Here is a 14,351-nt window from a genome sequence, read left to right on the forward strand (position 1 = left end):
CGACACGCGGCCGGTCGCCGCCGCTGCCGCCATCGCGGAGGCGCTGCGCGCCGCGAGCAAGCCGCTTTTCGTCTTTGGCGGCGGGGCGGCGCGCGGTGCCGCCGATTGGCGCAGGATCGTGGAACTCGCCGGAGCGGCGAGCTTCACCACTTATGCCGGGCGCGGGGTTGCCGCGGGGCACGCGCTGGATTTCGGGGCCTATCTTGCCCGGCCGGACAGCGCGGATCGTGTCGCGGAGGCGGATCTCGTCGTTGCGGTGGGCACCGAGCTGTCCGAGATTGACCTGTGGCGCGACCGGTTGGGCCATTCCGGGCGTTTCATCCGCGTCGACATCGATCCCGCGGAGCTGCGCGCGGAGCCGGGAACGACGTTGGCGGTGCAGTCCGATGCGGCCGCGCTTGCAGAGGAATTGCTGAATCAGGGTGAGCTGGGCGGCGCAACCGGCTGGCAGGCAGCCGAGGTCAGCGCGGCCCGCACCCGTTGGAAAGCGGAATGCGAGGCCGAGCGCCCGGGGATCGTGGCTGTCTGCGACGCGCTGCGCGCCGCGCTGCCGGCCGACACGATGGTATTCTCGGACATGACGCAGTTCGGCTATGTCGCCAAGGAGGTCTGGCCGATGGACCGGCCCGGCCACTGGCACCATCCGTTCGGCTTCGGCACGCTGGGCTACGCGCTGCCGGCGGCCATCGGCGGCGCGGTGGCGCGGCGGGGGCGGCCCACGCTGGCGATCGCGGGCGACTACGGGTTCCAGTATACCGTGCAGGAGTTGGGCGCCGCGGTCGAGCTGGGGCTGCCGCTGCCGATCCTGGTTTGGGACAACGGCAAGCTCAAGGAGATCGAGGACAGCATGGTGCGTGCGCAGATCGCCCCCCGCGCGGTCGAGGCGCGCAACCCCGACTTCGCCGCTCTGGCCCGCGCCTACGGCGCGCATGCGCAAACACCGCGAACTGTGGACGAGGTGGCTGCGGCCGCGCGGCAGGCGCTGCAGGCGGACGCGCCCACGCTGATCCATGTGCGCGCCGATATTCCGGCATAGGGGCATGGCCCCGGCCGCGGCATGCCGCGGCTTTCCATGGCTGTTTCAGGTCAGGGGCGCAGGGGCGCCCCTGACGCCTGCCACTGGCGGGTGGTGCCCGGTCAGTCCCAGCAACTGACCAGCACCGTCATCCCCGAGGCGCGCTTGGACAGCGTTTCGGGATCAATGGGCTGACCGCCCTCGGCGGGGATCGGTTGCACCCCGATTTCCGCCAGCAGCGCCGTGATCGCCTCGGCATCGGCGGCGAAGCTCACGCCTTCCGGCAGTTGGCGGTCCCGTTGCCTGTCGGGAAGCAGCATGCCGAGAACGGCCCCGCTGCTGTCGACGACCGGCCCGCCGGCATCGCCCTCGAGCGCGTCGAGCGCGAGGCGTTTCAGCTTCTCCTCGCCATTCAACCCGCGCACATCGGCAAGTTCCCCGTATGTCACGGTCGGCGCACCGAGGATTCCCCCGTAGGAATACCCCGCCGCCGCCACGTCGGACTGAAGCCGCGGCGGCGCCAGCTGGAAGGCGGCGATGCCGATCGGCGCAAGAGGATCGACGGGGCGCAGAACCGCAACGCCGAGATCGGGATCGCGCGCGACGACACGGGCATCGTAGTCCTCGTCCAGCGTGACCCGGTCGCAGCCCTGCACCACCTCGAGTGTGGTGACAACGGTGCCGGACCGATCGACGTAGAACCCCGAGCGCGACAGGCTCGGGCGCCGGATTTCCAGGCCGGACACGAGGTCCACGCTCTGCGTCTCGCCACTGCCTTCGGCCGGGTCGAGCACCCCCGCGATTCGCTCGAAGCTGGCGCGCATCTCGTTCAGCAGGCGCGTGCGGCGCTCCTCGTCGCCCGCCGGCCAGATCAGGGTGAACCCCTTGATCTCGCCTCCCTCGACCGATGCCTCCGTGTGCGAGACGATCTCGTCGTTCTCGCCAACCAGCCTGAAACTGTCGCCCTCGATGCCGCGCTCGCCCTCTGGCGGCACGATCCGCAGGGTCTGCATGATGTCGTAAAGACCGACAAGCGTGTCGCGGTCGCCGCGCTGGCTGATCAACAGCACGCGGGCGCCGGGGATGTCGCCGGTCGCGTCGAAATGGGCGAAGGGCGGTTCGTACCGGGAAAACGCGACCGCCCCGGTGGGCATCCGCATCTGGATGCCGGTGCGACTGTCGCGGACAAGGCGCAGCTCCAGCCCTTCCAGCACGGAATTGTATTGCCGCAGCAACTCGGCCCTCTGCCGCGATGTCATGACGCCGGTGCGCTCGTAGTCGTTTGATGCCTGCCACTGGGACATCGCCGCGCGGGTGCCCGGCCCGATGACCGCGTCGATCGGGCCGTTGTAGAAACCGGCCCATTCCAGCGCGACCTGCAGTTGCGCGCGCTCCTCCCGGCTCAGGCGACGCTCGTTCTGGCGGGCCTCATAGGTGGTTTCCGCCGGGATTTCCGGGACGGGCACGATCTGCGGGCCACTGTTGTCGATGATCTGCGGCGTGCTGTCCGACCTCTGCCCGGCCTGTGCCAGCTGGATGGTCCCGTCCGCTTGCGCCGCGCCGGCGTCCGCGGCGCGGTCGAGGTAATTCGTGCCGACGGGCCAGAACTGCTGACGGTAATCCCCGCTGGTGGCGAGATAGCTGCCGGGGGGGATCAATCCCTGCCCGCGCAGGCGGGTCATGACGCGCTCTGCCTCACCGGGGCCGTAGGGGCCAAGCGCCACGGCGTACCATCCCGCGCCGAGCGAGAAGCCGTTCACGTCGGCGAGCTGCCCGCTATAGGCCTGAACGGCCTGCCGCGTCAGCGCAAGGTCAGGGTGGGTTTCGATCTGTATGAACCGATCCTGCTCCTGTGCTGTGGCCGAGGTGACGAAAAACTGAAACAAAAGCAGAAGCGAAAAAGCAATGCGCGCCATGTGATATCCTGATTTCAGGGCCCTGTTGTCGGTCTCTGCAACTTTGTAGCAAATCCGCACGACCTTGCATCCAAAATATGCCGTGCGACGCGATTGACCATGCCGGGGCGGAACCGTAGGTAAGGCCCGACCGAACGCCCCATTCCCGAGAGGCCCAGATGGTGCAGACAACGACGGGCAAACCGCGCAGTTTCCAGGAGGTCATCCTGCGGCTCCAGGGTTACTGGGCGCAAAAGGGCTGCGCGATCCTGCAGCCCTACGACATGGAGGTGGGCGCGGGCACGTTCCACCCCGCCACGACGCTGCGGTCGCTGGGCACGCGTCCGTGGGCTGCGGCGTATGTGCAACCCTCGCGCCGGCCCACCGATGGACGTTACGGCGAGAACCCCAACCGGCTGCAGCACTACTACCAGTACCAGGTGCTGATCAAACCCAGCCCACCGGACCTGCAGGCGCTCTACCTGGGCTCGCTGGAGGCGATCGGCATCGACATGGAAACCCACGATATCCGCTTCGTCGAGGACGACTGGGAAAGCCCGACCCTCGGGGCGTGGGGGCTGGGATGGGAGGTCTGGTGCGACGGTATGGAGGTCAGCCAGTTCACCTATTTCCAGCAGGTTGGCGGGCATGACTGCAAGCCTGTCTCGGGCGAGCTGACCTACGGGATCGAGCGTCTGGCAATGTACGTCCTTGGCATCGACCACGTGATGGAGATGCCCTTCAACGACCCCTCCGCGGCCCATCCGCTGAGCTATGGTGACGTCTTCCGCCAGACGGAGGAAGAATACAGCCGTTTCAACTTCGACGTGGCCAACACAGAGGTTCTGCTGCGTCAGTTCGAGGAGGCCGAGGCCGAGTGCGAGGCGATCCTGAGCCACCCGCAAAAGGACCCGCGCACCGGCCAGCGCATCGTCATGGCGCACCCCGCCTACGACCAGTGCATCAAGGCCAGCCACATCTTCAACCTGCTTGACGCGCGCGGCGTGATCTCCGTGACCGAGCGGCAGGCCTATATCGGGCGGGTGCGAGCGCTGGCAAAGAAATGCGCTGACGCCTTCGTGCAGACAGAGGCCGGGGGATACACGGCGTGACCGGAAAGCTTGTCGGCATCGTCCTTATCGTGGCCGGAGTGGTGGCCGGTGCGGCCATGTATTACCTTCAGGTCTATGCATTCTACGAGCGGATCGAGCCGACGGGGCAGGGCGACGTTCAGTTGACCGCCCGCGGCGCCGGCATGCCCGAGCCGGTATCGCACGAGGATTTCCGCGCCATAGACGCCGACAGCTCGCCCATCCGTTACCGGGCGTGTTTCCAGACCGATCTCGACCCGGCGACGCTGGAGGGCGTCTACCGGCCCTATCGCGGGGCGGTTCCGCTGGAAGCCCCCGGCTGGTTCGACTGTTTCGACGCCGATAGCATCGGGGCGGGGCTGGAGGCCGGCACGGTGCGGGCATTCCTGGGGGAAAAGAACATCGAGTACGGGATCGACCGTGTCGTTGCCGTATCGCAGGACGGGCGCGGCTATGTCTGGCACCAGATCAATCATTGCGGCGAGGTGGTGTTTGACGGCAAGCCCACGCCAGAGGACTGCCCTGAACCACCGGAAGGCTACTGACCCATGCCTGATCTCCTGATCGAACTCTTTTCCGAGGAAATCCCCGCCCGGATGCAGGGCCGTGCGGCCGCGGACCTCAAGGCGCGCATGACCGATGGGCTGGTCGAGGCGGGGCTGACATATGCGGGGGCCGCGGCGTTCTCGACGCCGCGGCGCCTTGCGTTGACGGTGCAGGGCCTGCCGGACGAGAGTCCCACCGTCACCGAAGAGCGCAAGGGGCCGCGCGTCGATGCGCCGGACAAGGCCATCGAGGGTTTTCTGCGCGGGGCCGGCGTGGCGCGCGAGGATCTCGAAATCCGCGACGAGAAGAAGGGCCAGGTCTTTTTCGCCCGTATCACCCGCCCCGGCCGCAAGGCGGACGTGATCGTGGCCGAGGTGCTTGGCGATGTCATCCGCGACTTTCCATGGCCCAAATCTATGCGATGGGGCGCGGGCAGCCTGCGGTGGGTGCGGCCGCTGCACTCGATCCTGTGCATCCTGACCGACGATGCCGGCGAGGCGCGCGTGGTCGATTTCGAGATCGACGGGATCCGCGCCGGCAATACGACCGAGGGCCACCGTTTCATGGGGCACGGGCGCTTTGCCGTGGCGTCCTACGATGAATACCGCGCCAGGCTGAAACGCGACAAGGTGCTGCTGGAGGCGCAGGAGCGGGCAGATCACATCTGGCAGGAAGCCACCAACCTCGCCTTCGCCAACGGGCTGGACGTGGTCGAGGACCGCGGCCTGCTGGCCGAGGTGGCGGGGCTGGTGGAATGGCCCGTTGTGCTGATGGGCGAGATCGGGGAGGAATTCCTCGACCTGCCGCCGGAGGTCTTGCAGACTTCGATGAAGGAGCACCAGAAATTCTTCTCGGTGCGCAATCCCAAGTCCGGCCGGATCGAGCGGTTCGTCACCGTCGCCAATATCGAGGCCCCGGACCACGGTGCAACGATCCTTGCCGGTAACCGCAAGGTGCTGGCGGCGCGGCTTTCCGATGCCAAGTTCTTCTGGGAAAACGACCTGGCCGAGGCGCGCGCGGGCATGAAGACGTGGCTGGAAAACCTCGAGAAAGTGACCTTCGAGCGCCAGTTGGGCAGTCAGGCGGCCCGCATGCGGCGCATTGTTTCACTGGCGCGGGAACTGGCGCCGATGGTCGGGGCCGATCCCGAGTTGACCGCGCAGGCGGCGCGGGTGGCCAAGGCGGACCTGGAATCGGAAATGGTGGGTGAATTCCCCGAGCTTCAGGGCGTGATGGGGCGCTACTACGCGCAGGCGGCGGGCCTGCCCGCGGAAGTGGCCGCGGCGTGCGAGGAGCATTACTCTCCGGCGGGGCCGTCCGATCGCGTGCCGCAGGCGCCGGTGTCGGTCGCCGTGGCGCTGGCGGACAAGCTGGACACCCTGACCGGTTTCTGGGCGATCGACCAGAAACCCACCGGCTCCAAGGATCCCTTCGCGCTGCGGCGGGCCGCGCTGGGCGTGATCCGCATCGTGCTGGAGGGCGGGCATCGGATCAAGCTGGACAGGTTCATCGACGCGCAGCTGTTGCGCCACAAGATCGCGCTCAATGCCCGCAAGGCCAGCGAGGGCGAGATCGACACGCTGGAGGAGGTGCTGGACGAGGTCGCGGAGCGCGGCGTTTTTGGCGCGGCCTTCCACGCGGTGATCGAGCGCTTGCAGCAAAGGGAAAGCCCGCCGGAGACCGGCGAGGGAAGCCTGTTGCGCACGGTCGGAGACCTCGTGCCCGATCTGTCGACGGATCTGCTGGCGTTTTTCCATGACCGGCTCAAGGTCCATCTGCGTGAACAGGGTGTGCGCCATGACGTCATCGATGCCTGCCTCGCGCTCGATGGCCGCGACGACCTTGCGCTGATCGTGGCCCGCGCGCGGGCATTGCAGGAGGTGCTGGAAACCGACGAGGGCGAGAACCTCGTGCAGGGTTTCAAGCGGGCCAACAACATCCTGATACAGGCCGAGGAAAACGACGGCGTGGAATATTCCTTTGGCGCCAGCCCGAAATTCGCCGAGTCCGACGAAGAGCGCGCGCTCTTTGCCGCGCTCGATACCGCCGACGCGACCATCACCAAGGCGGTGGCGGCAGAGGATTTCGCGCAGGCGATGGCAGCCATGGCTGCGTTGCGGGGTCCCATCGACACGTTTTTCGAGGCGGTTCAGATCAACGCCGAAAACGACGTGGTCCGGCGCAACCGGCTCAACCTGCTGAACCGTATCCGCGAGAGCTGTCTGCAGGCCGCCGACCTGCGCAAGCTGGAAGGCTAGGGCGCGCATCTTGCAGCGCGGGGCACGGGCGGCATACAACTCTTGCGTTCGGCCCTTGGAAAGGCAATGGTGCCGCAGTGCAGCAAGATCAGGCGCATATCACCCTCATCACGCCGGACGCGCCCGTGGCGACGGAAACCCATGGCGGGCGTGCCAAGTGCCTTCAACGTCTGGTTCGGCTCGGCCTGCCGGTGCCGCGCACGCTTGCACTGTCTTTCCAGACGGTGCGCCGGATCGCGGCAGGCGAAATGCCAGATCCTGCGGAGCTGCTGTCGCCCTTCGATGCCGCCGCCATCCTTTGCGTGCGCCCCTCCTCGGAGGATCCTGACTGGGGCGGGCCGGGCGCGGTGCTCAACATCGGTATGAATGACGCGCGCTGCGCGGAGATGTCCGAGCGCATCGGCCCCCGGGCGGCGTCGGCGCTGTACCTGCGGTTCGTTCAGGCCTACGCCATCCACGTGGCCCGGCTGGACCCCGAAGAATTCGACGACGTTTCGGATGATCCCGTGACCGGGTTGAAGCAGGCGTTGGCAGCCTACGAGGACGAAACGGAGGAGGCGTTCCCGCAGGATCGCGGCGTTCAGCTTGGCGAGGTGCTGCGCTCGATGGCGCGGGCGTGGGAGGGCACGACCGCCCGCCTGCTGCGGCAGGCCAAGGGCGCACCCGCCGATGCGGGCCTTGGACTGGTGGTACAGGAAATGGCGCTCGGCCTTGGCGAGGGCGAGTGCGGCTCGGGCGTCATGCAGCTGGTCAACAGCCAAACCGGCGAACGGCGCATCACCGGCCGGTACCTCAGCCAGAGCCAGGGCCGCGAGGCGCTGACCGGCGGGGCCGATGCGCTCTACCTCGAGCGGGACCCGCGCGGCCCCTCGCTGGAGGATCAAGCGCCTGAGGCGTTTGCCGAGCTCAAGGCGCATACCGCGCTGATGCGCCGCGCGCTGCGCGAGGAGATGCAGGCCGAGTTCACCATCGAGAACGGCGTGCTTTACCTGCTGGACGGGACGCGCGTGACGCGGACGGCGCGCGCGGCGGTCGCCATCGCGGTCGCGCTGGCAGAGGACGGGATCATCCCGCACGAGGAGGCGCTCCTGCGCATTGAGCCGCGGGCGCTCAACGAGTTGCTGCACCGGCAGGTCGATCCCGAGGCCCCGCGCGACGTGCTTGCCCACGGCATCGCGGCCAGCCCCGGCGCGGCCAGCGGACGGATCGTGTTCAGCGCCGCCGAGGCGCAGGCCAGCGAATCGCGCGGCGAGCCCTGCATCCTGGTGCGGCGGGAAACCAGCCCGGAGGACATCCGCGGCATGCACGCCGCCGTGGGCGTTCTGACCGAGCGTGGCGGCATGACGAGCCATGCCGCCGTCATCGGGCGGGGGATCGGGCGGCCCTGCGTGGTCGGCGCCTCCGACATCGCGTTCGATCCGCGCCGCAGGCAACTGGCCTTTCCGGATGGGCGCGTGCTGAAAAACGGAGACTGGATCACCATCGATGGCACGCATGGCGAGGTGCTTGCCGGTGACACGCCCTTGCTGGAGCCCGCGCGCGACGCGGCGCTGGCCACGCTGATGGGCTGGGCGGACGCGGCGCGCGACATCGCCGTGCGCGCCAATGCAGACACGCCCGCCGATGCCGAGGTCGCGCGCACGTTCAAGGCGCAGGGGATCGGGCTGTGCCGCACAGAGCACATGTTCTTCGACTCCGACCGCCTGACAGCCATGCGCGAGATGATATTCGCCGATTCCAGCGAGGACCGCGCGGCGGCGCTGGAGCGGGTGCTGCCCATGCAGAGGGCCGATTTCATCGACCTGTTCCGGATCATGCAGGGCCAGCCTGTCTGTATTCGCCTGTTCGACCCGCCGCTGCACGAGTTCCTGCCCAATGACAGGTCGGGCATGCGCGAACTGGCCGAGGCGCTGGACCTGCCGCTGTCGGACGTGACCCGCCGGGTGGAGGCGCTGGGAGAATACAACCCGATGCTCGGGATGCGGGGCGTGCGCCTGGGGATCACCGTGCCCGAGATCTACGAGATGCAGGCGCGCGCGATCTTCGAGGCGACCATCGCGGCCAGCCACGAGGGCGAGCCCGTCGTGCCGGAAATCATGATACCGCTGGTCAGCGCCAAGCGGGAGGTGGAGCTGGTCAAGACCCGTATCGACGCCGTCGCCGCGGCCGTGCGCAACGAGCGCGGGCAGGACTTTGCCTATCGTCTTGGCGTGATGGTGGAAACGCCGCGCGCCGCGCTCCGTGCCGACGAGATCGCGTCGCAGGTGTCGTTCCTGAGCTTCGGGACGAACGACCTTACGCAAATGACCTATGGTCTGAGCCGCGACGATGCCGGCCGGTTCATGTCGCAATACGTCCAGCAGGGGGTTTATCCCGAGGACCCGTTCCACACGCTCGATACCGAGGGCGTGGGAGAGTTGCTGGAAATCGGCGCGACCCGGGGCCGCAGCGTCAAGCCGGATCTCGTGCTGTCGATATGCGGGGAACATGGCGGCAATCCCGAATCGATAGCGTTCTGCCGTGCGGCGGGCTTTGATTACGTGTCATGTTCGCCTTTTCGGGTGCCGGTGGCGCGACTTGCTGCCGCACAGCTGGCCATCCGCGACAGGATCGGATAACCTGCGCCATTAAATTGAAATTTTCGCGTTTCGGACACGGTGTGCAAGGTGCCCATCCTTGCGCGATATCCCCCGGTCGGCGGGGCCGGGTGGACGCGGGCCGCAGGATTGCGTAATAAAGCTGGCCTATGCACGGTTTTTGGGCATTGGAAAGGACGCTGTTTTGATCAGGCTGGCTTTGGTATGTCTTGTGGCCTTCGCGGGGGCTGCGGCGGCGGATACGTCGCTGGCCAAGCTGCTCGACAATGAACGCCGCGCCATGACGGTGCTGCCCGAGTCGCGGATTGCCAGTTTCCTCGAACGGCCCGAGCTGGAGGTGGAGTATTCCACCGACTGGATCGCGCGACAGGCGGTCAGCAAGGGCGACGCGGACTGGCGCTGCCTTGCAGAGGCGCTGTATTTCGAGGCACGCGGCGAGAGCGTGAAGGGCCAGTTCGCCGTGGCCGAGGTCATTCTCAATCGCGTGGACAGCCCCGAGTATCCTGACACGGTCTGCGGCGTCGTGAACCAGGGCACCGGGCGGAAGTACCAGTGCCAGTTCACCTACACCTGCGACGGTCATGCCGAGGACATCGACGAACCCGCCGCGTTCAAGCGGGTGGGCAAGGTCGCGTCTCTGATGGTTCAGGGGGCGCCGCGCCCCTTGACCAAGGGCGCCACCCATTACCACACCCGGGCTGTCAACCCTGCATGGGCGCGCAGCTTTCCGCGCACGGCAACGATCGGCGTGCACCATTTCTACCGCATGCCCACGCGTGTGAGCTCGAACTGAGCCACACCGCGGCTCTTCAAAAACCGGTTGACTTGACCGCGCGTGCCGGTACAAGGCGACCTCACGCGAATTTTGCGGGCGATCCCTTTCGCCCGATGCAGGAGACGGACCATGGCAAAGCCGACAACCATCAAGATCCGCCTGAACTCGACCGCGGGCACCGGCCATTTCTACGTGACCAAGAAAAATGCCCGTACGATGACCGAGAAGATGACCATTCGGAAATACGATCCGGTCGCGCGGAAGCATGTCGAGTACAAGGAAGGCAAGATCAAGTAACGCTTGCCGGATCCAGTGGAAAAGGGCCGCGCCGATTGGCGCGGCCCTTTCCTTTTGCGGCTGACCGCAAGGGATTGCCGAAGTGCAGGGCAGAGCTGTCGGCGGCGGCAACTGATCAATGAAAAAGGCCGGTCCATGCGGACCGGCCTTTCGCGTTTGTGCGGATGCGTCGCGTTATTCGCGGGCGCCCAGCAGGTTCAGCAACATGATGAACATGTTGATGAAGTCGAGGTAGAGCCGGAGCGCGCCCATGATGGCGGACTTGCCCAGCCATTCGCTGTCGCCGCTCTGGGCATGGGCCAGATACTCGTTCTTGATGTCCTGCGTGTCATAGGCCGTGAGGCCGGCGAAGATCAGGACACCGATGACCGAGATGGCGAACATGATCGCGGGCGAGCCGAGGAAAAGGTTCACGATCGACGCAACGATCAGGCCGATCAGCCCCATGATCAGGAAGCTGCCCCAGCCGGATATGTCCTTCTTGGTGGTGTAGCCCCAAAGGGACAGACCGGCAAAGGAAATCGCCGTGATCAGGAACACCTGCCAGATCGAGAAATCGGTGAATACCACGAAGATGTAGCTGATCGACACGCCCATCACGGCGGAGAAGGCATAGAAGAACAGCTGCGCCGCTGCCGCGGAGAGGCGGTTGACGACGGCGCCGAAGGCAAAGACCATGATCAGCGGCAGGAACATCACGACATACCGCGTGAAGCCCGTGAACAGCGCGTTCATCATCGCCGCGTTGTTGCCCACGGCCCAAGCCGCCGCAAATGTCAGCAACATGCCCACGGACATGGTGCCGTAGACCTTGTTCATGTGGGCGCGCAGGCCCTGGTCAATCTGGGCGGAACGCGCGCCGGTTCCCGTCCGGATCGTTTCAAACTCAGCCATTCAAGCCTCCGAATAATGACATACCAAGCCCTGTTGGAGGGCTTTGGCGATAATATCGGACGCCCGGCCCCTCATTTCAAGGTTTTCCGGCCCATCAGCATGCCTAAAAAGAAGGCTTATTCGATCCAGTGCGCGGGCACGTCCCAAAGCGGGCGCCGGGCCTCGTGACGGGCGTCTTCCCGGGTCAGGCCGATATCCTCCAGCGCGGCATCGTCGAGCCGGGCCAGCCTGCGCCGCTGGCGATGCAGCGACACCATGTGCATGAGTGAAATCCGGCGGCGGCACGGAGCGCCCGACCGGCTGGTTGAAAGGGATTGCGAGGTCATGGCGGCATCTCCTTTACGTCTGCTTATGGCATTGCGTCTTTCCATCTTTTCTGTTGATGTTTATGACCTGTTGCATATCATTTGGGAAACGAATGATTGTGAGGAATTGAATCACGGAGCGTGATGGATGCGGAACCTGGACATAACCACGTTGAGGTCATTCCTGGCGGTGGCCGAACATGGCGGCGTGACCCGTGCCGCGGCGGCGTTGAACCTCACGCAGTCGGCTGTATCGATGCAGCTCAAGCGCCTGGAAGAGATGCTTGGCGTCGACCTGATCGACCGGGCGGGCCGCAGGGTCGCGCTGACGGGGTCGGGCGAGTTGATGCTGACCTACGCGCGGCGTCTTGTCGATCTCAACGACGAGGCCGTGGGCCGGTTGACCGACGACGCCTACGAGGGCGAACTGGTTCTGGGCGCGCCTTACGATATCGTCTACCCGGTCGTGCCGCAGGTGCTGAAGCGGTTTCACGCCCTTTACCCGCGGGTGAAGGTGCACCTGAAATCGTCCAGCACGATCAAGCTGCACGACGCGCTCGACCGTGGCGAGGCCGACATCATACTGACAACCGAGGAAAAGCTCGGCCCCTCCGGCGAGACGCTGGCCGAGATGCCGTTGCGCTGGTCCGGCGCGCCGGGCGGGGTGCAATGGAAAAAACGGCCGCTCAAGCTGGCCTTTTGCAATGTCTGCATCTTCCGGGCCTCGGTGCTGCGCCGGCTGGACGCGGCGGGCATCGACTGGGAAATGGTGATCGACTCGGATGACGACCGCTCGGCCGAGGCGATGATCAGTGCCGATCTCGCGGTGGGGGCGTTGCTGGAGGACAGTATTCCGCCGCAGCTGGAGCCGATCAACACCGGCGGCGCGCTGCCCGACCTTGGCACGCGCCAGATCAACATGTACGGCGCCGTCGGCCGCAACCCGTTGCGCGGCGAACTGGCGGCCATGCTGCGGCAGGGTTTTGCACCCGTCCGGGCACCGGCGCCGGTTACGGCGTGATGACGACCTTGCCGGTGGATTTGCGCTGTCGCAGCAATTCCAGCCCCTCGGTCGCCCGGTCCAGCGGCAGAACATGGCTTACATGCGGTTCCAGGCGCCCCTCGGCGTACCAGCCGAAAAGCGTGGCAAGGCTGTCGGTGATGACCGAGGGTTTGAATTTCATGTACCCGCCCCAGTAGAAACCGATGACGGAAATGTTCTTGACCAGCAGGTGATTGGCGGGGATGCGGGGGATCTCGCCGCTGGCGAACCCGATGGTCAGAATACGCGCCTCGGGCCGGCAGGCGCGGAACGCAGCCTTGAACTGTTCGCCGCCGACCGGGTCATACACCACGTCGACACCGCCAAGCGCCTTGCAGGCCTCGCGGATGTCCCCGGTTTCGGCGTCGATCAGGTGATCGGCGCCGGCGTCCTGCGCGATCTTCAGCTTGTCGGCGCCGCGCGCGCATGCGATGACGCGCGCGCCCATCAGCTTTCCGATCTCGACGGCAGTCAGCCCCACGCCGCCGGCCGCACCGAGCACCAGCAGCGTCTCTCCCGGTTGCAGCCGCGCCTTGTAATCCAGCGCCACGTGGCTTGTGCCGTAGGCCACCATGAAGGCAGCCGCATCGGTAAAGGGCATATCCTCGGGAAACTGCACCGTCCGGTCGGCCGGGAAGCAGCCATACTCGGCCAGCCCGCCGTGACCGCCGAAGACCGCCACGCGGCTGCCCACGGGGGGGTGGGTTGCGTCCTCGCCAAGGGCGTCAACCGTGCCCGCCGCTTCCATGCCGAGCGTGAAGGGCGCCTCCGGCGTGTCCTGGTAATCGCCGGAAATCATCAGCAGATCTGCAAAATTGAGCCCGCAGGCACCGATCCTGATGCGCACCTCGCCCGGGCGTGGCTCGGGAACGGCGATGTCGTTAACCACGGGTGACGATTCTTGCGGGAGGAGCTGCAATGCGCGCAAGGCGACATCTCCGTTTCAAGGGCAATTGATAAGGGCTTGGCATCCTTAGACGATTTGGTGCCCAAGCGTCAATCTGGCGACGCGCGGGCAGACGGTGCGGACCGGGCTTCGCGGCGTGCGCGCGCGTTTGTCGGCGGGCATCTGCACTGGTATTGGCGGTTGTGCTTGTAAAATTCAAAACACGCGATACCATGTATATGCTGTTCATCGTGGCGCGGACGTGCCTGAATCCGGTAGAGCAGTGACAGAGTGTTCGGTGGTTGCTTTCAGGGGCGGTGGGTGTCCGCCGGTCTCCGAAGCGATGAGGAGCAGTACCAGGAGAGGACGAGATATGCCGCATCCCGTTGATGTTCATGTCGGAAAACGCATCCGGCACCGGCGGTGGCTGGCCGGAATGACACAACAACAGCTGGCGCAGGCCGTCGGTATCAAGTTTCAGCAAATCCAGAAATACGAGACCGGCGCAAACCGGGTCAGTGCCTCACGGCTCTGGGATATTGCCGACGCGCTTGATGTTGACGTTAGTTTCTTTTTCGAAGGCCTGAGCGCCGAGGACGAGGCGGAAGTCGAAGCCGGCGCTGCGCCGGCGGACATTCTGGGCGACAAGGAAGCCCTCGAGCTCATCAGGTCGTATTACGCGATTCCGGAAAACCAGCGCCGGCGCCTGTTCGATCTGGCGCGCGTTCTGAGCGACGTCGCTTGAACATA

At 66.0% G+C, this 14,351-nt stretch carries 13 protein-coding genes; 9 read left to right on the forward strand and 4 right to left on the reverse strand.

The genetic code is table 11. From position 1 onward, the window contains the following. Nucleotides 1-1,036, forward strand: a 1,036-nt coding sequence (locus ACH13J_RS05475) for a thiamine pyrophosphate-dependent enzyme (protein WP_397542304.1), incomplete at its 5' end; no start/stop codon positions are given. A gap of 101 nt (nt 1,037-1,137) precedes the next feature. On the opposite strand, the gene ACH13J_RS05480 is transcribed toward ACH13J_RS05475, so the two are convergent. Then, a complete protein-coding gene (locus ACH13J_RS05480) occupies nt 1,138-2,931 on the reverse strand; it encodes a serine protease (RefSeq protein WP_397542305.1) in 1,794 nt (597 codons plus the stop codon). A gap of 158 nt (nt 2,932-3,089) precedes the next feature. Between ACH13J_RS05480 and ACH13J_RS05485 the strand changes: the two genes are divergently transcribed. The 6 genes from ACH13J_RS05485 (at nt 3,090) to rpmG (ending at nt 10,474) form a co-directional block, all read left to right on the forward strand. Next, nucleotides 3,090-4,022, forward strand: coding sequence for a glycine--tRNA ligase subunit alpha (locus ACH13J_RS05485; RefSeq protein WP_397542306.1), 933 nt, complete (start codon nt 3,090-3,092; stop codon nt 4,020-4,022). Beyond that, nucleotides 4,019-4,546 (forward strand): DUF6446 family protein, encoded by a 528-nt coding sequence (locus tag ACH13J_RS05490; RefSeq protein WP_397542307.1) that lies wholly within the window; start codon nt 4,019-4,021, stop codon nt 4,544-4,546. Before ACH13J_RS05485 ends, ACH13J_RS05490 begins: the two co-directional genes overlap by 4 nt. Nucleotides 4,547-4,549: 3 nt before the next feature. Then, nucleotides 4,550-6,805 (forward strand): glycine--tRNA ligase subunit beta, encoded by a 2,256-nt coding sequence (gene glyS, locus ACH13J_RS05495; RefSeq protein ID WP_397542308.1) that lies wholly within the window; start codon nt 4,550-4,552, stop codon nt 6,803-6,805. A gap of 77 nt (nt 6,806-6,882) precedes the next feature. Continuing rightward, complete coding sequence (ppdK, locus tag ACH13J_RS05500) at nt 6,883-9,423, forward strand: pyruvate, phosphate dikinase (protein ID WP_397542309.1); 2,541 nt, start codon at nt 6,883-6,885, stop codon at nt 9,421-9,423. A 163-nt stretch (nt 9,424-9,586) separates the two neighbouring features. After that, nucleotides 9,587-10,195, forward strand: coding sequence for a cell wall hydrolase (locus ACH13J_RS05505; RefSeq protein WP_397542310.1), 609 nt, complete (start codon nt 9,587-9,589; stop codon nt 10,193-10,195). 111 nt (nt 10,196-10,306) lie between these two features. Then, on the forward strand, nt 10,307-10,474 hold the full coding sequence (gene rpmG / locus ACH13J_RS05510; RefSeq protein ID WP_010441901.1) for a 50S ribosomal protein L33: 168 nt from the start codon (nt 10,307-10,309) through the stop codon (nt 10,472-10,474). Between the two features lie 174 nt (nt 10,475-10,648). On the opposite strand, the gene ACH13J_RS05515 is transcribed toward rpmG, so the two are convergent. Together ACH13J_RS05515 and ACH13J_RS05520 are read right to left on the reverse strand one after the other, a co-directional pair. Beyond that, nucleotides 10,649-11,368 carry a Bax inhibitor-1 family protein gene (locus ACH13J_RS05515; protein ID WP_397542311.1) on the reverse strand — a complete coding sequence of 240 codons (720 nt, stop codon included), beginning with the start codon at nt 11,366-11,368 and terminating at the stop codon, nt 10,649-10,651. Between the two features lie 116 nt (nt 11,369-11,484). Next, nucleotides 11,485-11,694 (reverse strand): DUF1127 domain-containing protein, encoded by a 210-nt coding sequence (locus tag ACH13J_RS05520; RefSeq protein ID WP_397542312.1) that lies wholly within the window; start codon nt 11,692-11,694, stop codon nt 11,485-11,487. Between the two features lie 127 nt (nt 11,695-11,821). On the opposite strand from ACH13J_RS05520, the gene ACH13J_RS05525 reads away from it, so the two are divergent. Further along, nucleotides 11,822-12,694 carry a LysR family transcriptional regulator gene (locus tag ACH13J_RS05525; RefSeq protein ID WP_397542313.1) on the forward strand — a complete coding sequence of 291 codons (873 nt, stop codon included), beginning with the start codon at nt 11,822-11,824 and terminating at the stop codon, nt 12,692-12,694. On the opposite strand, the gene ACH13J_RS05530 is transcribed toward ACH13J_RS05525, so the two are convergent. Further along, nucleotides 12,684-13,604, reverse strand: coding sequence for a zinc-binding dehydrogenase (locus ACH13J_RS05530; protein WP_397542314.1), 921 nt, complete (start codon nt 13,602-13,604; stop codon nt 12,684-12,686). The two genes, ACH13J_RS05525 and ACH13J_RS05530, sit on opposite strands and share 11 nt — an antisense overlap. A gap of 370 nt (nt 13,605-13,974) precedes the next feature. Here ACH13J_RS05530 and ACH13J_RS05535 point away from each other — a divergent pair, with 370 nt between their 5' ends. Continuing rightward, nucleotides 13,975-14,346, forward strand: a complete 372-nt coding sequence (locus ACH13J_RS05535) for a helix-turn-helix domain-containing protein (protein ID WP_397542315.1) — start codon at nt 13,975-13,977, stop codon at nt 14,344-14,346. Nucleotides 14,347-14,351 lie beyond the last annotated feature (5 nt).

It is taken from the genome of Roseovarius salis, assembly GCF_044472985.1.
Classification (GTDB): Bacteria; Pseudomonadota; Alphaproteobacteria; order Rhodobacterales; family Rhodobacteraceae; genus Roseovarius; species Roseovarius salis.

Coding starts and splice junctions, on each gene's coding strand:
- ACH13J_RS05480 (WP_397542305.1), bottom strand. CDS start 2,931: ATGGCGCGCATTGCTTTTTCGCTTCTGCTTTTGTTTCAGTTTTTCGTC.
- ACH13J_RS05485 (WP_397542306.1), top strand. CDS start 3,090: ATGGTGCAGACAACGACGGGCAAACCGCGCAGTTTCCAGGAGGTCATC.
- glyS (WP_397542308.1), top strand. CDS start 4,550: ATGCCTGATCTCCTGATCGAACTCTTTTCCGAGGAAATCCCCGCCCGG.
- rpmG (WP_010441901.1), top strand. CDS start 10,307: ATGGCAAAGCCGACAACCATCAAGATCCGCCTGAACTCGACCGCGGGC.
- ACH13J_RS05515 (WP_397542311.1), bottom strand. CDS start 11,368: ATGGCTGAGTTTGAAACGATCCGGACGGGAACCGGCGCGCGTTCCGCC.
- ACH13J_RS05520 (WP_397542312.1), bottom strand. CDS start 11,694: ATGACCTCGCAATCCCTTTCAACCAGCCGGTCGGGCGCTCCGTGCCGC.
- ACH13J_RS05525 (WP_397542313.1), top strand. CDS start 11,822: ATGCGGAACCTGGACATAACCACGTTGAGGTCATTCCTGGCGGTGGCC.
- ACH13J_RS05535 (WP_397542315.1), top strand. CDS start 13,975: ATGCCGCATCCCGTTGATGTTCATGTCGGAAAACGCATCCGGCACCGG.